General features: G+C 69.7%; 10 protein-coding genes and 1 pseudogene. 3 read left to right on the forward strand and 8 right to left on the reverse strand.

Annotated elements, in window-relative coordinates; genetic code table 11:
- Positions 1 to 65 precede the first annotated feature (65 nt).
- Complete coding sequence (locus WME76_RS25665; protein ID WP_437954910.1) at positions 66 to 767, forward strand: hypothetical protein; 702 nt, start codon at positions 66 to 68, stop codon at positions 765 to 767.
- A gap of 31 nt (positions 768 to 798) precedes the next feature.
- On the opposite strand, the gene WME76_RS25670 is transcribed toward WME76_RS25665, so the two are convergent.
- The 5 genes from WME76_RS25670 to WME76_RS25690 all read right to left on the reverse strand — a co-directional run bounded on the left by WME76_RS25670 (position 799) and on the right by WME76_RS25690 (position 9,709).
- Complete coding sequence (locus WME76_RS25670; protein WP_437962162.1) at positions 799 to 1,530, reverse strand: M48 family metallopeptidase; 732 nt, start codon at positions 1,528 to 1,530, stop codon at positions 799 to 801.
- Positions 1,530 to 4,574 (reverse strand): type I restriction endonuclease subunit R, encoded by a 3,045-nt coding sequence (locus WME76_RS25675; protein ID WP_437954911.1) that lies wholly within the window; start codon positions 4,572 to 4,574, stop codon positions 1,530 to 1,532. Before WME76_RS25675 ends, WME76_RS25670 begins: the two co-directional genes overlap by 1 nt.
- Positions 4,571 to 5,923, reverse strand: a complete 1,353-nt coding sequence (locus WME76_RS25680) for a restriction endonuclease subunit S (protein WP_437954912.1) — start codon at positions 5,921 to 5,923, stop codon at positions 4,571 to 4,573. The genes WME76_RS25675 and WME76_RS25680 overlap by 4 nt, the downstream gene beginning before the upstream one ends.
- Complete coding sequence (locus WME76_RS25685; RefSeq protein ID WP_437954913.1) at positions 5,889 to 7,715, reverse strand: type I restriction-modification system subunit M; 1,827 nt, start codon at positions 7,713 to 7,715, stop codon at positions 5,889 to 5,891. Before WME76_RS25685 ends, WME76_RS25680 begins: the two co-directional genes overlap by 35 nt.
- Positions 7,716 to 7,906: 191 nt before the next feature.
- Positions 7,907 to 9,709 carry a hypothetical protein gene (locus WME76_RS25690; protein ID WP_437954914.1) on the reverse strand — a complete coding sequence of 601 codons (1,803 nt, stop codon included), beginning with the start codon at positions 9,707 to 9,709 and terminating at the stop codon, positions 7,907 to 7,909.
- 122 nt (positions 9,710 to 9,831) lie between these two features.
- Here WME76_RS25690 and WME76_RS25695 point away from each other — a divergent pair, with 122 nt between their 5' ends.
- On the forward strand, positions 9,832 to 10,665 hold the full coding sequence (locus WME76_RS25695; protein ID WP_437954915.1) for a formylglycine-generating enzyme family protein: 834 nt from the start codon (positions 9,832 to 9,834) through the stop codon (positions 10,663 to 10,665).
- Between the two features lie 104 nt (positions 10,666 to 10,769).
- Here the strand turns inward: WME76_RS25695 and WME76_RS25700 are convergent, their stop codons facing one another.
- From WME76_RS25700 to WME76_RS25710, 3 genes and pseudogenes are all read right to left on the reverse strand, one after another.
- Entirely contained in the window at positions 10,770 to 14,672 is a 3,903-nt protein-coding gene (locus WME76_RS25700; protein ID WP_437954916.1) for an RHS repeat-associated core domain-containing protein, read from the reverse strand.
- A 227-nt stretch (positions 14,673 to 14,899) separates the two neighbouring features.
- Positions 14,900 to 15,781 carry a hypothetical protein gene (locus WME76_RS25705; RefSeq protein WP_437954917.1) on the reverse strand — a complete coding sequence of 294 codons (882 nt, stop codon included), beginning with the start codon at positions 15,779 to 15,781 and terminating at the stop codon, positions 14,900 to 14,902.
- 801 nt (positions 15,782 to 16,582) lie between these two features.
- Positions 16,583 to 17,191: pseudogene (locus WME76_RS25710) on the reverse strand (integrase core domain-containing protein); the annotation flags it as partial.
- A gap of 178 nt (positions 17,192 to 17,369) precedes the next feature.
- Between WME76_RS25710 and WME76_RS25715 the strand changes: the two are divergent.
- Complete coding sequence (locus WME76_RS25715; protein ID WP_437954918.1) at positions 17,370 to 18,335, forward strand: hypothetical protein; 966 nt, start codon at positions 17,370 to 17,372, stop codon at positions 18,333 to 18,335.
- The last annotated feature ends 119 nt before the right edge of the window (positions 18,336 to 18,454 follow it).

An 18,454-nucleotide genomic window follows, 5' to 3' on the forward strand; every position in this document is an offset into this window, starting at 1 on the left:
GGTTTCCGGGTGTCGGCGCGTCGGCCGGCGCGAGGAGACCGCCAGCGCTCGATGGACTGACGCGGTTGCTTGGATTCCTGTTCGCCGCGCTCCAGCTCGAAGCCCCCGGTCAGCCGGTGCCGCCGATCGAGACCGTCGCGGTGGTCCTGTCGGGTCGCAAACGACGCTTGCCGGCGACAGGGAAGCGCCGCATCGCCTGGCCGGGGCGGCCGTTCAGCGGCGCGCACTTCCGCGTCGATGCCGTCTACCAGCGCACCGTCGCCGAGATCCGGGCGCGCGGCAGCGTGCTCTGGCTGGTGTTTGCGCCGCTTGCACGTAACGCGACCGCGGCCGCGCTGCGGGAGGTCGTCGCGGAGATCCATGCGGGGGCGGCGAGCGCCGAGGAGCGGGCCGAGCTGTACACGGCGCTGCTGGTGATGGCGGCCATCGATCCCTGGGGGCATACTCTGTGGAAGGAGCTCGTGACCATCGTGGAGGACAAGGAAGAGGGGCTGCTCCGGCGCACGCCGATCATCGGGGAGATGATCATCGAGGCCGAGCAACGAGGGGAGCTGCGAGGAGAGGAGCGCGGCGAGCAGAAGGCGATCGCCGCGCTGCTTGGTCGCCTCTTCGCGCGGCGGATCGGGCGACGACCGACCGCCGACGAAGAGCGCTCGATCGTCGAGCGCGCCCGCGCGCTCGGCCCGGGCGAGGTCGAGGATGCCTTGCTCGACCTCGACGGCGAGGCGCTGGTCCGCTGGCTCGCGGAGCCGATTCGCCCCTCGTGAGCTCCCGCAGGCGGCAGCGAGCCCGGTTGCGTCACCACAAGAGCGCTGGCCCGAGCTCGCCCAGACGGGCCCTCCTTGCCTCGTAGTCCGGCATCACCCTGCCGAGCGCTGCCCAGAACTCCCGCCCATGATGGTCGTGAATCAGGTGTGCGAGCTCGTGGGCGAGCACGTAGTCGACAAGCGCTCTCGGCGCCTGCACGATGCGCCAGTTGAGCCGGAGGATGCCGCGGGAGCAGCTCCCCCAGCGCTTCGCCTGGTCCGTCACGAGGATGCGCTGGAACGCCACGCCGAGCTTCTGCCCCCACGGCTCCGCCCACGCGGGGAGGCGCTCCGTCGCCCGCCGCCTGTACCAGTCGATCAGCGCCGCCCGCGCGTACGCGCCGCGGTGCTCGGCGGGGAGCCCCCGCGGGAGCGGCAGCTCCAGCCAGCCGCCGCGGAGGGCCAGCGGACGCGGGTCCTGCTCGGGGAGCAAGCGGAGCCGGAGCTGCCGCCCGAGGTAAAGGACCGACTCCCCGCTCACGAACTCCCGCGCACCGCTCGCCGGCGGCCTCTCGCTCTGGCGCTTCAGCCGCGGGACGATCCAGGGGGCCTTCGACCGGACCACCGAGTCCAGCCGCGCGATCGGCGTCGCCTCGGGCGCCGTGACGACGAGCCCCAGGGCCGGATCGATCGCGATCGACACAGTGGACCTCCGGGCGCTCCGCCGGATCTCGTAGGAGAGGCGCGTCGTGCCCCACGTCACCTCGGACCGCTCCGGGAGCATCACCGGCCTCGGCGATGCTTCATGAGCTGGACGATGCTCTCCGCCGTCGCGTCGATCTTCTCCTCGTCGGCGAACCCCGCCGCCCGGAGCTGCCGCTTGATGCGCCTGCGCATCTCCCGCTGCACATCGTCCTTGTGCACCCAGTCGACGAGCGACACCTGGGGCTCTAGCTGCTCTTCCAGCAGCGAGGCCAGCTCCTTCTTCGACTCATCCACCTTCCCATACGTGTTCTGTGTCCTCTCCGCGGCCGTCAGGGGCTTGCGCTCCGAGACGAGCCCGTAGATGGCGAGCCCCGTCTCCGAGAGGCCCAGCGCCTCGGCGGCCGCCACCGGCCCTCGCGCCTCCTTCCTCAGCTCGTTGAAGAGCTGAAGCTGCCTGGCGGCGTCGATGCGCTTCGCCTTGCGGTCCTGGATGATCTGCTCCAGGCGCTCGCGCAGCGACGTGAAGAACACGGGGTCGTCGTCGAGCCGCACGTGGATCTCGTGCCGGAGCGCGTGCTCCATCTCGCTCGCCCGCGCCTCCGGGGTCTTCAGCTTCTTGAGCTTGTCCTCGAGCTCCGGCGCGAAGAGCGAGATCGGCTTGACCAGGATCTCGATCCCGTCCGCCGCGACCGACTCCTCGATGAGCTTCCGGACCTTGGCCCCGCAGTCGGAGATATCGATCTTCGCGTCGCGGAACTTGGCCGCCGCCGACTGCCGGACCTTCCCGAGCCAGCGCGCGTCCGCGACGTAGGGCAGCGCGCTCGGATCCGGCAGCAGCATGTCGAGGCTCTGCGAGAACCTCTTGAAGGCCGCGTCGAACTCGGCCCGGACGTCCTCCGGCTCCAGGGTGGCGACGCACGCATCGAGGTTGTCCTTGTCCTTCACCCGGACGAAGAACCTCACCGCCGCCGCGTGCCGCGCCTGTAGCCGCGGCAGCTCGTCGGTCTTCGGCGTCATCGCGCCCTTCACCTCGGAGGGAGCGAAGATCGCGAGCGCCTCGCTGAGCGCCTCCGAGACGCCCCAGTAGTCGACGATGAGGCCGTAGCTCTTCCCGCTGGCGGTCCGGTTCACGCGGGCGATCGCCTGGAGCAGCGTGTGCTCCTTCAGCGGGGAGTCGAGGTACATGACCTGCTCGACCGGCGCGTCGAACCCGGTGAGCAGCATGTCGCAGACGACGAGGACCTTGAGCGGGTCGTCCTTCGCGAGGAAGCGGTCGATCAGGGCTTTCCGTTGCTCCTCGCTCGTGTGGTGCTTGACGAGGTGCGCGGCGTCCTTGTTCGACCCCGAGATGATGATCGCCGACGGAGGGCCGTGGAGGCGATCGAGGGCCTCCTTGTAGAGGACGGCGTTCTCGCGGCTGGAGGCGACGACCTGGGCCTTGAAGCCGCCGGGCTGGATGGCTTTTGCATAGTGGTCGATCAGGTCGAGGCAGATCGCCTCGACCCTTCGTGGCGCCCCGGCGAGCGTCTGCTCGTTGCCGTACTTCTTCTTGATCGCCTCGCGCTCCTCGTCCGACCGATCGGCGAACACGCGATCGAAGAGGGCATCGAGCGAGTTGCCGAGGATCCGCAGCGCGGGGAGCCGCCCCTCGTAGAAGATGGGCACGGTGGCCCCGTCGGCGACGGCCTGCTCGATGGTGTACGTGTCGATGTACGGGCCGAAGGTCGAGAGGGTCGAGCGGTCCTTCTTGTCGATCGGCGTCCCCGTGAAGCCGAAGAAGGCCGCGTTGGGGAGCGCCCTGCGCATGTTCGCGGCGAGCCCGCCGTACTGGGTGCGGTGGGCCTCGTCGGTGAGGACGAAGAGGTTGTGCGCGTCGGAGAGGACGGGGTGCTCCTCCCGGGCGGCGCGCTTCCCGGGCTTCCCGCCGGCGGCGGCGAGCTCCTGGAACTTCTGCACGGTGGTGAGCACCGTCTTGCCGGGAGGACCCGAGAGCAGCTCGCGCAGGTGCCGGACGCTCTCGGCCCGTTCCGGGTTGGGGAACTTGCAGGCCTGGAAGGTGCCGGTGATCTGCGCGTCGAGGTCCTTGCGGTCGGTGACGAGCACGAGGGTGGGGTTCTCGTGCAGCGGGTCGCGGCGGAGCTTGAGCGCGAGCCACAGCATGGTGAGGCTCTTGCCCGACCCCTGCGTGTGCCAGACGACGCCGCCGCGGTCGGCCGGCTTTTGGGCCGTCCGGGCACGCGCGATCGCCTTGTTGACGGCCGTGAACTGCTGGTAGCGGCAGAGCTTGCGGACGACGCGGCCCGTGTCGCGGTCGGGCTCGAAGACGACGAAGCTCCGGACGAGGTCGAGGAGGCTCTGCGGGGCGAGCAGCCCCGCGAGGGTGACGTCCTGCGCTGTCGGCTCGCGGCCGACGAGGGAGCGGAGCTTTTCCGGAGGGATCGGCCAGGGGGTCTTCCACTCGGCGAAGAAGCGATGCGGGGTGGTGACCGTGCCGTAGACCGCCGCTTGACCGCAGGTGGCGATGAGGACCTGCACGGTCTCGAACAGCCTGGGGGCGCCGAGCTCACGGTATTTGTCGTCGAGCTCCTGGTAGCGGCTGAACTGGTCGATCGCTTCGTGCTTCCAGGCCTCGCCGAGCGTCGGGTTCTTGCACTCGATGACGGCGAGCGGGATGCCGTTGACGAAGACAACGATGTCGGGGCGGATGGTCTTCTTGGCGCCCTTCACCGCGTACTGGCGGGTGACGAGGAATTCGTTGTTGGTGGGGTTGTCGAAGTCGATGAAGCGGACATCGTGGCTCTTGCGGCCGTCGCCGAGGTCCTGCTCGAAGGAGCGGGTGTGGGCGATCGTCTTGTAGACCTCCTCGCTCGCCTCGATGAGCGTCGCCGACTGCACGGCGCCGACGCAGCGGACAGCCTTGTGCAGGTTGTCGTCGGAGAGCCAGAGGTTGAGCTTCTTGAGGGCCCTGGCGAGGCGGGCGGGGAGGATGGGCTGCTTGGGGCTCTCGCGCTCAGCTTCGAGGACCTCGGGGGCGACGTAGCGGTAGCCGAGCTTCTCGAGGAGGGTGACGGCGGGGTCTTCGGAGAGGGAGGCCTCGTTCCATGCGTTGCCGGGCGGGGTCATGGGGAGACCTCGTCGGGGGCGGGGGTGACGCGGATTTCACCGGTAAGGAGGGCGGACTGGAGGGCGGATCTGAAGGCAATCAGCTGGTTCAGTTTGTCTTGTTCTCGATCGATTGTTTCTTCTACAGAACACAGCACCGACACGATGCCGCGTTGTTCTTCGAGAGGTGGCAGTCTCAACGGAAGGCTTCGAATGCCAGTGCTGTTTATGCTTGCCTGTGCGCCCAGTGTGGCTCGCTGCTCTACCTGTTTGCGGAGCTGCGGAAGCTGCATGTAAAACGCCACGAATTCGGGTACGGCCCATTGGGGATCGATACGGATGCGCATCATGTTTGATTCGTAGCACACTGGCTCATCCGTTTCAGGGACGATAACGAAGCGTCCGATGCCGTCAACTCTGGCGTAGACGCGCGTGATCAAGATGTCCTTACATCTGAGACCAAAGCGTTCAATTTCCGCGGGCTCCAATGCCGCACGACGGCAAGCGTCCCATCGCAATGTAGAGCCATCGATCGCTGTCATGCCTGCAACTAAAGTTCCTCGTCCAATCAGGTGAGCCGGCTTGTAGAGGCCGTTCGTAGGGCCATCAGCAGTGACATCTGAGAGCGATATCAGACGCCATTCCTCCGGCACCTCCCCGATCTCGGTCCTCTTGAACCGCGTGTGTCGACCGGGAAGCCCGCGCGTTAGTAGCTCGGCCGTCATCGCCGCCTTGACGACTAGAAGCTGGTCAATAACCGCCTGGGTGGCCTCGATTGTGTCGTCCACAGAAGAGAGAATGCTTGCTATTTTCTTCTGTTCGAAAATAGGAGGCAAAAGGATCTTCAGGTTCTCAAACACCGGCATGTAGACGGTGTTGTGAGTGCTGCCTGCCATAAGGCGCGACCATTCCGGCTGTAGAAAGCGAAACAGTTGCATCAAATAACGGTTGTGTAGTTTTGGGCCGCATACGTAGTTGGCAAAGTCCTGACTGGTTGCCATTTCGCGCCCCAGAATTGTTACCTTTCCAACCGTGGCAGTTCGAGAGAATGCTACTGTGCCCGCAGGGAGCAGTCGTGCGGAGGAGTTGGCTAGGCCCAGCTCGGAAATCGTTTGTGAAGTCTGAGTGATGACGGCCTGTTCAAGGTTCTTGGAGTCGTGGAGAGACAACCATGGGACTCCGCCATTCCAATACGATGGATTCCGACGGCTCGGGGTATGACCGCTTTCAAGCCGCGCGTATTCGACCAGCCGAACGAGACACCAACCCTTGGGTTCTATCTCGGGACAGGGGACCAACCTACCGTACTGCCAACGTTCCTTCAGCGGAGACGGATCATCGTTCATACCCCAACTCCTTGAGGTACGCATTCATCCGCGCCTCGGCCTCCCCCCGCTTGTTCTCCAGCTCGCGCAGCTTTTGCAGCGCATGCGCCACCTCGACCCTCTCGGCTGCCTCGGTCGTCTCGACGTACCGCGCGATGTTCAGGTTGAAGTCGTTCTTCTCGATCTCCTCGAGCCCCACGACCCGCGCGTACCTGTCCACGTCCTTGAAGGCTTTGAACGTCGCCGCGATCCTCTTGACGTCCTCCTCGCGCAGGTAGTTCTGTGCCGACCCCTCCTTGAACTCCCGCGACGCCTCGATGAACAGCACCTTTTTCCTTCGCGCCGCCGCCTTGCTCCTGCTCAGCACCAGCACCGCCGCCGGGATCCCCGTCCCATAGAACAGGTTCGTCGGCAGCCCCACCACGGCCTCGACGAGATCCTCCTCCAGCATGCCCTTGCGGATCTCCCCCTCCGCAGCCCCGCGGAACAGCACCCCGTGCGGCATCACGACCCCCACCTTGCCTGTCTTGTTGGTGGTCGCGATCATGTGCTGCACGAACGCCAGATCCCCCTTCGTCTTCGGCGGCACGCCGAAGACGAAGCGCCGGTACGGATCGTTCTCGGCCACCTCCCTCCCCCACTCGTCGAGCGAGAACGGCGGATTGGCGATCACCCGGTCGAACACCATCAGCCCATCGCCGTCCCGCAGCTTCGGATCGCGGATCGTGTCCCCCTTCTCGATCCGCGCGTCGGGCAGCCCGTGGAGCAGCATGTTCATCTTGCAGATGGCCCAGGTCCCCAGGTTCTTCTCCTGGCCGTAGAGCGACAGGTCCTTCGGGTTCTGCCCGTGCCGCTCCAGGTAATGGGCGCACTCGATCAGCATGCCGCCGGATCCGGCGGTCGGGTCGCAGATCCGCAGCCCCGCCCTGGGCTCCAGGAGCTCGACGATGAGCCGCACGACCATGCGCGGCGTGTAGAACTCGCCGCCCTTCTTGCCGGCGTCGTCCGCGAACTTCTCGATCAGGTACTCGTACGCCCGGCCCAGCATGTCCGGCTCGGAGAGGTCGGCGTTCCTGAGCGACAGCTTCGAGAAGTGCTGCACAAGCCGCCCCAGCACCACGTCCCGGTGCTTCGTGTCGCCGAGCTTCCGCTCGTCGTTGAAGTCGATCCCGCGAATCACCCCTTCGAGCTGCGGATTCGCCTCCTCCAGCGCCGACGCCGCCTTGTTGAGCGCGTCGCCGACCTGGCCCGCGACCTTCTGCAGCTCCGACCACCGGGCCCGCTTCGGCACGAAGAAGTCGTGCTCGTCCGGGTCCTCGGGGTTGGCGTTCGGCACGCCCTTCAGCGCCTCGACCTCCTCGTGGAACCTGTCGCTCAGGCGCTTCAGGAAGAGGAGCCCGAAGATGAAGTTCTTGTAATCGCTCGAGTCGATCGACCCCCGCAGGATGTCCGCGGCCGACCAGAGATGCCGCTCGAGCCTGTCGATCGTGAGCTTTTCCCCGAGCGCCAGCTCGACCTGCTCGGGCGCCGCCCGCCCCGCCCCGTTCGCCCTCGCGGGCGCCGGCGGCTCGGACGCCTTCCCCCCGGCCAGCCGCGCGACCAGCACGGCCTTCTCGCGACCGCTGTCATCGAGCTGCAGGGCCCGGCAAAGCTCCTTCAGCCGGTCCCGCGAGTACGACGGCAGCACGGCGGCCAGCGCGGCGCTCCTGGAAGCCGCCACGGCCTCCACCAGCTTCTCCTTGCTCCGCCGGTCCTGGACATGGACGTCGAACGCGTCGGCGATGGAAATCAGCTCGTCGCGGGTGAGGTGTTCGAGAACGGTTCGCTTCTGCACCATCGGCACGATGCCGACGTTACGCGGGCGGGACGGAACCGATCAAGGCGGAGGCGTGTCGGCGCGACCGGGAAGACCGCGGGCCTCGGGGGATGTGCTCCGGGGCCGCTGCGCGTGGGATGCGCCGCCCGGTCGAGCGACAGCCGCCTGGCCGACCGCGCGCGGTGAACGCACCAGCTCGCCTGGCGACGTCCTCAGACGCGCGGGGCCCTCGACGTCGCGAGCTCGGCGACGACCCTGGCCCGCAGGCGGAGGAATCGTCGCCGCGCTTCCCCCGCCGCGAGCTCGCAGCCGAGGACGGCGAGGGCGCGCGACGGCGGCGGCAGGGGCTCCCCGTCGGATGGCAGCAACCGCACGGCCCGCTCCACGACCTCTCCGCGAAGCTCGCCCCAGGCGCTGGCGAGCGCGCGGAGACCGAGCAGCGCCGCGGCCGAGCTCCAGTCGTCGATGCCGTCGAGCAACGGAAAGAGCCGCTCCTTCCGCACGACCGGCGGCTCTGGCCCGAGGGCGGTCAGGACGGCCGCGGCGATCTGGAAGGCATGGACCCACAACACCGGATCGTTGTCGCGAGAGGGCGGCGCAGGCGGGTGCGCCATGGCATCCACGAGGCCCGCGGCAACGGACCGATCGAGCATGGAGGCCATCTCTCCCGCGCGCGCACACCACACGTCCCACGCGAACACGGCGCTGGCCAGATCGCGCACGCAATCGATCACCGCGTCGGGAGGGCGGGGCACGGCCGGGGCCAGCCCGCCGTCGTCCGCCAGCCAGAGCGGACCGGGCCGCGACGGTTCGCCCTCCTTTTCGCCCTCCTGCTCGACGAGGAGCTGGCCCTCGCGGCCGAACACGGCGAGCTGCTGCGAGAACGCGATGCGCGCCGACGGGGCGAGCGGCCGGTCCGCGCGCACGCGGACGCGGAGCCTGGCCGGCGAGCTCGCCGCCTGCTCACCGGCGCTCCGGATGACCCGGACCAGCGGATCCATCGGATCGGCGAGGCGCGCCCCATAGGCCGACAGGTCTGCCTCCAGCGAGCGCGCTCGCGCTTGCTCGCGCTCCGATCGCGCCTCCGCCATGAGGTCCGCGCCGCAAACGACCCCGGCGGCCAGCGCCCGGGCATACGCGAGGGAGATCTTCGCCCAGCCGGACGAGGCGTCCAGCGCGAGCGCGCGCGCGTACGCGTCGGCGGCCGCGTCGACGCGCCCGTCCGCGAGGTAGGCGTCGCCGAGATCGAGGAGGATGGCCGACTCCCGAGGTCGCGCGTCGCGGGCGCGCTCGAGCCACTGCGCCCGCGCGCCCACGTCGCCGCGCTCTCCGTGGACCGCGGCCAGCTCGACGGCGATCTCCCAGCCCGGGCTCTCCCCCGCGGCCCCGAGGCGCGCCGCCGCGTCCTCGCCCCGACCGAGCGCGCGGAGCACGCGAGACTGCGCGACGAGCAGGCGCTCGCTCGCCGGGCGCCGGGACTGCACCCGCTCCGCGACGACGAGCGCGGCCTCGAGGTTCCCGCGCGCCCCCGGCGACAGCGGACGATCCCGCGTGGCCTCGGCGAGCGAGAGCAAGGCGTGAACGACCGTATCCTGCGCGACCTGGCGCGCGGCCTTGCCGGTCGCGAGCCACGCCGCCGCCCAGGGCGCGAACGGCGTGTCGGGGCTGAACGCCACCGCCTCGAACAGCGTGCGGATCGCGTCGTCGAAGCGCTCGAGCCGCGCGAGCACCCGCGCCCGCGCCGCACACAGGCCGAAGAAGGCGCCCTCCGCGGGCAGCGCGAACACCTCGAGGGGGGCGCGCGCCTTCGCGATCACCTCGTCGAGCAGCCGGAGATACGGCTCGTGGAGCGGGCGCAGGGCCACGGCCGCGGACGCCTGCTGCGCAGCCAGACGGAAATTCTTGTGCTTCAGCGCCCAGCGCGCCGCGGCGGCGAAGTCGTCGTCAGTGGGGTCGTCGAGGGTGCCGCCACCCCCATCAGGCACGCCGCCCTGGCCGCCGAGCAGGCGGCTCATGAGAATGACGGGCACCCGAGGGGAATGGCGCGCATCGCGTCGGTGCGTCTATCACGTTCACGGGTGAGGCGGAAGCGGTGCCTGCCTGGACATCGCGGCACCTTTCTCGTAAAGGACTGACGATGATCAAGGGATCGCTGGACGACATCACCGACGTTGCGCGCCTCGGCATCGAAGAGCGGAGGAGCCTTTGCCGGTCGCTCGCCGCCTCGCTCGGCGACGGCTGGAGCGCCGGCGAACCGACGGAGGATCTCGACGCGCTGCCCCTCGTGCACCAGCCCACGGGGCTGGCCTTCGTGGTGGTGCCGGGGGGCGCCTTCGAGATGGGGTTGACGGAAGAGGACGTCGCCGAGCTGCGCGCCTGCATGGGCGACGCGTGGAACGACGACATCGCCGCGAACCTGGCGCGCGACGCCGCGAGCCTGGGCCCGGTCCGTCGCGTCCAGGTGAGCCCGTTCCTCGTCGCGCGGAGCTACTTGCAGGCGAAGGAGGTCGAGCGGCTCTCTGGAGGACGATTCCAGGGCGACTACTGCTATCGACTCGGCTGGGCCGACGCCCGGCAACTCGCGGCCTCGCACGGGTTCCGCCTGGCCTCCGAGGCGGAGCTCGAGTGGCTGGCGCGCGACGGCGGGCGCTCGGCGTTCACGCTCGACGCCGCGCGCAGGCTCGAGGAGATCGGGGGCGACTCCGAGCTCCTGCGGTCCCGGTTCGGCGTGCTCGACCTCTTCGAGACGCAGTGGGCGGAGGACGATTACCACCCGTCCTACGAAGGGGCGCCCGACACCTCCGCCCCGTGGAGGAGCGGCGCCGGCACCGGCGTCGCGCGTGGGCTCTCCCGTCCGGAGTACGTGGAAGAGCCCCACCAGATCACGGGCCTGCTGGCGGCGCTGCGCACGAACGAGACGCAGCGAGAGGCCACACTCCGCTTCGCGCGGGATCTACCCAGCCTCGGGTGACTTCGTCCGGCGGCGCCAGCGACCCGGGCGGGCGACGACCGGCTCGCCCACCGCCAGGCCGGAGACGATCTCGACGCGATCCCGCGCGGCCTTGTTGAACCCGGCTACTTGCTCTTCGCCTGCGTGTAGGTCTTGTGCACGCCGGCAGGCTTGTTCACGCCCCAGTAGGCCGACGGATCCGTGTACACCTGCCCGGCCTGCGGCGAGAAGCTGGGTGTGAGCGAGACGTTCGCGTACCCGCCCTCCTTGAGGTGCTGCGCGGACGCTCCCTGCGAGAACTGCAGCCCGACGCTCCCTGGATTGGTCTTCCCGTCGTACGTGACCGAGTTCCCGTTTCCCCAGTCGTAGGTGATCTTGGATCCCGTCTCCTTGGCGGTGCGCATCATCGCGCCATGGCAGTTCGGGCAAGGCGGAAGGCTGCCCGAGAGGTTGTAGGTGCCGCCCTTCTGCCCGCTGGCGAGCAGATCGCTGCACCATTTCTGCTCGCTGTGGCTCAGATGGCCAGAGGAATGCGAGAGCTCCGTCGGGCAGTTCTTCGAGCACATCGAATCATACTGGACCGGGCTCTTGTTCGTCGCGTGCGTGGCGCTCCCGCCTGGAAAGCCTGTCACGGTGGTGAAGTGCGTCCACCCCATGGGGTCGACCCACGCGACAGGGTTGGGGCCATACGCATACAGGCGCAGGCCCCCCTCGAGGAGCGTCGGATCCGGGCTGATGTAGCGTCCCGTGTCGGGATCGTAGTAGCGGTAGCGGTTGTAATGAAGGCCCGTCTCCGGGTCCTCGATCTGGCCCAGGAAGCGAAACGGGGTCGCCGCGGAGCCGCGCGTCACGCGGGCCCGCCCGAAGAGGGCCCGCTCGATCTTCCCCACGCGGCGGCCGGAGGCGTGGACGAGATCGAGCGGCGCGCCGTTCACGTCGGTCACGTAGTGGATCCAACCCCCGTCCTCCCGGTGGCCTGCCGGCGGGAGGCCGTCATTGTCATCGAACAGGTACGTCAGCGTCTTCTCGGGCCTCCCCGCGCCGTCGATCGTCACGTCGTGGACCATCGAGAGCAGGTCCCAGACGTAGTGGTGCTGCTCGACGACCCGTCCGTCCCGCAGCGTGCGCTTTGCGAGGCGCCGCGCGAACGCGTCGTAATCGAACTCGACGCGGGTGCCGTCCGGCTGGACCACCGCCCGGAGCAGGCTCCACGCGTCCCACTCGAACCGGGTGACCTCGGGTGGCGAGGCGCCCAGCGCGGCGCGGCGTTTTTCGACGAGGCGACCGCGGCTGTCGTAAACGTAGCTGAGCTCCCCGCGCCGGAGGAGCTGGCCACCCCGACCGTAGGCTCGGTGCGGCGCCATCGGACCGGACTCATGAGGGTTCGCGCCGGCGTCCACCTGGAGCGAGAGGGACGCTCCGCCCGCCGTCTGCCTCACGACGTGCCGCCTCGTATCGTACGTGTACTCGATGTCCTCGCCGTCCGAGGAGGTGACCTTGCAGACCTCGTCGACCGGGGTGTAATCGAACCGCCGCTCCAGGACGCCGGGCGGGCTGCGCCCGACCCACGCGGGCTCCCCGAGCCCGGTGGTCGTGCGGGGATCGTCGGGCCCCACGATCGACTGGCCGCGCAGCCGGCGCTCGGCGTCGTAGGAGAAGAGCACGGCGCCGCCGCCCGAGAGGTCGCGGCGGACCGCCATTCCGAGCGGGTCACGCTCGATGGCCACGACGCGCTCGTCCTTCGTCCACAGCTCCGTCACCGCGCCCGCGGCGTCGCGGCGCACCCGGAGCGCATGGCCCAGCGACGTCTGGACGCCATCGCGGTGCCCGGCCCTGTCGCGCGCGGAGGTGACGGCGTAGGTCGCTCGGCCGACCTCCAGATCCTCCCGGAGGATCCTGCCCGTCGGGTCGCGGCGCCACGCGAACGCGACGCCGTCCGCGCTCGCCCGCTCGAGCTCGCCGCGCGCGTTGTACTCGTAGGTTCGCGTCGAGCCGTCCGGCGCCTCTTCCTTGACGATCTGGCCGATCCGGTTGAGCGTGAGCTCCCGCTTTCCGTCGCCCTCGTCGATCCAGATCACGCGCCCGAGCCGGTCGTGTCCGTACCTGGTCTCCCGGCCGATGAAGTCGCGCTCCGCGACGACGAGCCCGCTCGGACCGTGGTCGAAGCGGTGCTCCTCTCCGAGCTCATTCTGCACGACGAGCGGCCAGCCCTCGCGGTTGTAGAGGACACGCACCTCGGTCCGATCCGGTCGGACGATGCGGCAGAGCCAGTTGAGCCCGCCATACTCGGCGGACTCGCTGGTGCCGTCGGGGTAGATCTCGCGGACGAGGTTCCCCATCGCGTCGTGCTCGCGCGTGGTCGTGCGTCCCAGGCCGTCCGTGATGGCGGTGATCCGACCCGAGCCCGCGTGGTGGTATCGGCGCGTATTCCCGAGCGGGTCCCGCTCGCTGAGCCGCCGACCCCAGTGGTCGTACGTGAACGTGAACCGGCCGCCCGTCGCGGTCGTGTGTGCGACCACGTTGCCGTGCGCGTCGTGCTCGTAGAGGCGCCGTGCGCCGCGGGGATCGATGATCTCCGCGGCGAGCGAGCGCGCATCCAGCACGAAGTACGTTGTTGCGCCGTTCTGGTCCGTGATCGCCTCGACCTCGCCGGCCGTGTTGCGCGTGATGATCACGGCGCCGCCGGCCGGGTCGACGAGCTCGATCGGGCGCCCGGCGGCGTCGCGGCGGACGGTCGTCTGATGCCCCTCGGGATCGATCTCCGCCACGATCTCGTCGAGCTCGTCGTACTGGTACAGCCAGGTGGCCTCCGTGGGATCGGTCTGCGATGTGACGCGACCGAGCCCGTCGAACGTGCGCGTTGTCACGCCGCCCCGCGCATCGACGGCCTTGGCGATCTTGTCCCCGGGCCCGACGAAGAAGCGCTGGAGGCGCACCGAGTCGACCACCTCGGTGTAATCGTCGCCGTACTCGAAGCGGCAATGGTAGACCCCACGGGCTCGGGTGCGGCCGTCCCGGAGCACGTCCGGCAGCCCGCCCGCGACGGCGGGGTCGTGCCCGCTCGGGTGGGCGCCCCAGGTCTCGACGCAGCGCCCTTCCTGGTCATAAACGAAATGGAAGACGATGCCGTTCGGGTACTCGAGGCGCGTGAGGCGGTGGTGGTCGTCGTAGGCGAAACGGGTGAGCTGGCCGTCGGCGTCTGCTGCCGCGACCAGGTTGCCGGTGTTGTCGTAAACGTAGCGAGCGAAGACGAGGGTCCGGCCCTGCGGATCGGGCACGGAGATGGCCTCGATGCGGCCGCCTGCCGTCCCGTGGAAGAGCACGATGCGGCCGGCAGTGTCGATGACGCGCGCCAGCCGTCCCCGCTCGTACTGGAGCGAGATGCGCCCGCGGCTCCGGTACGCGATGGAGTGGAGGAGGTGGAGGTTCGACCCCGGCTCCGCGGGCCGGAAGAAGTGCACGAACTCGTTCCCGGGTCGGATCGCGTAGCCTTCCTCGTCGCGGAAGACGCCCCAGGGGCCGAGGCGCGCCTCCTCGCCCGGTCGTGCCGGGCGAGGCAGCTCCACGCGATTCCCGTCACCCGTGCGCACGATGACGGAGGCGCGCCGCACCTCGAGCGTCCATGCCAGGCTGTGGGTCCACCCGAAGCCGATGCCGACGTCGACGTCGCGCCGATCCGAGCTGTACGAGCGGATCACCGAGAGGTTGAAGGGGCCTGGCAGGAACAGGTCCGTCTTCGGGATCGTGAAGACGCGGCCCGTCGCGACGTCCACCGGGTCACCGCGCGCGATGGAGTGTCCGCAGTTCGTGCATCCGCCGTTCTGCCCCTGGCCGCAGGCTCCGGCTCCCTTGCCGCCGCCGCCGGCGCCGTCGCCACCGTTCTCGCCGTCGCCGCCCTGCCCGTTGCCGTTGCCGTTGCCCTTGCCCTTGCGGCTGCCGCCGCCGCCTCCGCCCCCGCCCATGATGAAGACACCAGGGTTCATGCCGGGGATCGCCGGGATGTTCGGGACCGGTGCCGTGCGCGCCATGGAGCCGATGATCGGCGTGCCGGGGGGCTGAGTCAACGTCGCCCCCGAGCCTGCGGGACGAGCACGTCCTGATGCTCGAGACGGGAGCCGAAGGGCAGATTCGCGCCTCGGGGGTGGGAATGGACAGGGACGCCTCGGGGGTGGGAACGGACAGGGATCGGACCGGCATCGTGCCGCGGCGGAGGCGACGCCGCGGCAGCGTGCGCGTGAGCGCTGGCGGGGAACCGCTACACCACGGTGGGCTCCAGGAGCGGCTCGCCCCCCGGCGCGCCCGGCTCCGCGCTCGCGCCGTCGCCCTCGCCTTCGCCGCCCCCTGCCGCGTTGTTCTTCCCCGCCCCCGGCTTGCGCCCGCCGCCCCGCGCGAACAGCGACGGCGCGATCGCGTCGGCGTCGCCCTCGTTCCAGCGCAGGTACGACGCCGCGCGCCGGCACGCGTCGTAGGCGTTCACGAGCAGCGTGAACGCCCGCGCGCGCCGCTCGGCCGCGTCGCCCGCCTTCGGCGCCGGCAGGCCCGGCTGCTGGCGGGCCCCGAGCGCCACGAGCAGCTCCGGCCCGAGCCGCGAGGCGCGCTCGACGTCCTCCCACTCGACCGTGGTCCTGTTCTTCACGGCGTCCCAGACCTCGCCGAACAGCGCCGCGAGGGCCACGAGGTCGTTGGCGGTGTCGAGGTGCCCGTGACCTCTGCGGATCTCGGCCACCCGCTGCGCGTCGACGATCCCCTTGTGGGCCAGCGCTTCCGCGGCGACCAGCAGGTCCTCGCGCAGCGGCGCCGCCTCCTCGAGCAGCCGCTTGAGCGCGTCCTGCCCGCCCGACGCGGGCAGCGCGAGCAGGTGCGCGTACCAGGCGGCGAGCGCATATGTCTGGAGCTTGTCGAGCTGGCTCAGGGGGTGCTTGGGGAGCTCTTCCACGAACCGCGGGCGCAGCGCCTGGAGGTGCGGGACGGCCCCGATGGCGACGGAGACGGCGCGGGGGACATCGACGTTGATCGGCACCACCTCGCGGACGTCGTCGAGCTCGGGCTCGACGAGCGCAAACGCCTTGGCCGCCTCGCTCGGCGCGCCAGGCTTGGCCGGGGAAGACTTCTTCGTGTTCGGTTTGGATCTCGGCATCGGCTTCTCCCTCGCAATGTGAGCGGGCCCCGTCGGCGCAGTGATGAAGAAAGGAGACGGGGTATATCGCGATCGCCCTCGGGCGACGGCGGCGCGAGAGTCAACAGCCATGCCAGCACGGCGAGGCGCGCTGTCGATGCGCGGCGAATGAGGCCGGAACGGCGCGGGGCCGCCGGGAGGCTCGCGCGCGGAGGGGGCGTGGTGCGCGACGCGCCTTGCGCCGGTCCGCAAGCGGTTGCGCGCAACGGGTTGCGGCCGCACGGAACCGCGCGCGCTCCCCCGGAGGCAGCCGTGAGGGGGCGGTCGAATCGCCCGGAGAGGTGCGATCGGGGTCGTGGAGGACCGGTTGAACCGCTCCCCAGGCGTCGATCTCGATCCTGGAGGACCGGTTGAACCGCTCCCCAGGCGTCGATCTCGATCCTGGAGGGCCGGTTGAACCGGCCCCCGGGCATCGTTCTCGGTCGGGGATGACCGGTTGAACCGCTCCCCGGGCATCGTTCTCGGGCGGGGATGACCGGTTGAACCGCCCCCCAGGCATCGTTCTCGGGCGGGGATGACCGGTTGAACCGCCCCCCAGGTGTACGGCCGGAGCCCTGGTAACACTTCAGACCGGGAGCCGCGGTGACACTTCCTTGAGCGACGGCCCCATGCTCCGGGAGGACTGGAAGCAGGGGCCGGATCCTTGTCGACGCGACACGCTCGCCGCGCTCTCTCGGACCGCCAGGATCCATACACCAACCGCTCCCCTCGGTCTCGGTGCACAGGAGCCTGCCCTCACGGCCCGGCGTGAGCTCGCGCAGGTCAACGCGCCTTGATGAGCTGCAGCTCCTTGTTCTTGAGGTTGACCTGCGCGAGCAGAACAGGACCGTAGTACAGCTCCCAGACGTCGTCCGCGATCGGAAGCAGCCCCACCGGCTCGTTGGCGATCAGCTTGGAGACGAACGCGTGCGAGCCCCCGAGCTTCACCTTTCCCATGTGGTCGATGCGTCTAACGGCCATCGTGTCCGGATACTCCGGCGACGAGGGCTTGCTTGGCATCGTCCGCCGCGACGGCGTGTAGCGCGATGCCGGCGTCCTCTGCCCGAGCGCTTCGTGAGGGCGCTGGTCGTTGTACTCGTGCCGGAAGCGGTCGAAGACGCGCTGCTGGGCCGCGAGCGTGGCCTGTGGCGGCGATGTCGCCTCCGCCTTCAGCGTCTTGTGCATGCGCTCGTGGCGGCCGTTCTGCTGGGGCTTGCCGGGCTCGATGCGCTCGGGCACCACGCCGAGCTTGATCCAGCTCACCGACAGCGCCGACAGCCCGCCGATGCCCAGCGTGGCGAACGGCGGGCCGTTGTCCGAACGGATTCGGTTTGGCAGCCCGAATTCGTGGAACGCGCGCTCGAAGTGCGGCCGCACCGAAGCCTGCGCCGGGCGAGTCGCCCGTTCCATGCCACGCGAGGAGCCGCCAGAGCGCCTCGCGGAGCCCCCGCGCCTCGCGAGTCCGCCACCCGCCATGGCGCCGCCACCTGGCGATGCCACGCCTCGCCCGGAAATCCCCTGGTTTTGGCCTCCTCATCCCCTGGTACGCAATCTGCCGTGGGCGCCGCGCATGGGAGACGCCGACATCACCTTGCGCCACCTCGCCCGGAGGCGACCCGAAGACCTGGTGCGCGCCTTCGTCCCCGAAGGCCACCCCGTCGAGGTCCTCGGCTGGGTCGACAGCCAGGTCACGAACATCGAGCGCCGCCTCGACAAGGCCCTGCGCCTGCGCGTCGACGACGAGCCGCGCGTGCTGCACGTCGAGTTCTGCTTCGCGCTCCGCGACGACGTCCCGGACCGCATCTTCGAGTACATCGGCTTCCTCTTCGCCGCGCTCCGGCTCGAAGCCCCCGGCGAGCCGGTGCCGCCGATCGAGAGCGTCGCCGTGGTCCTCTCCGGTCGTAGACGGCGCTTGCCGGTAACGGGGATGCGCCGCATCGCCTGGCCGGGGCGACCGTTCAGCGGCGTGCACTTCCGCGTCGACGCCGTCTACCAGCGCACCATCGGCGAGCTGCGGGCGCGCGGCAGCGTGCTCTGGCTGGTGTTCGCCCCGCTCGCGCGCGACGCGACCGCCGCGGCGCTTCAGGAGATCGTCGCGGAGATCGAGGCGGGCGCAGCGAGCGCCGAGGAACGGGCCGAGCTGTACACGGCGTTGCTGGTGATGGCGGCCATCGATCCCTGGGGGCATACTCTGTGGAAGGAGCTGGTCATCATGGTGGAGGACAAGGAAGAGGGGCTGCTCCGGCGCACGCCGATCATCGGGGAGATGATCATCGAGGCCGAGCGACGAGGGGAGCAACGAGGCGAGCAACGAGGTGAGCAACGAGGCGAGGAGCGCGGCGAGCAGAAGGCCATCGCCGCGCTGCTCGGCCGTCTGTTCGCGCGACGGATCGGGCGACGACCGACCGCCGAAGAGGAGCGCTCGATCGTCGAGCGAGCCCGCGCGCTCGGTCCCGGCGAGGTCGAGGACGCGTTGCTCGATCTCGACGGCGAGGCGCTGGTTCGCTGGCTCGCGGAGCCGATTCGCCGGTCGTGAGCTCCGCTGGGTCCTCCTCGCTGGTTCAAGGTCGAGGACGGCTTCGCCACCCTGGGAGGATGGCTTTGCCACCCTGAAATGATGGACCGGCCATCATTCCAGGGTGGAACGTCCATCGT

This window comes from Sorangium sp. So ce119 (assembly GCF_051524405.1).
Lineage (GTDB): Bacteria > Myxococcota_A > Polyangia > Polyangiales > Polyangiaceae > Sorangium > Sorangium cellulosum_G.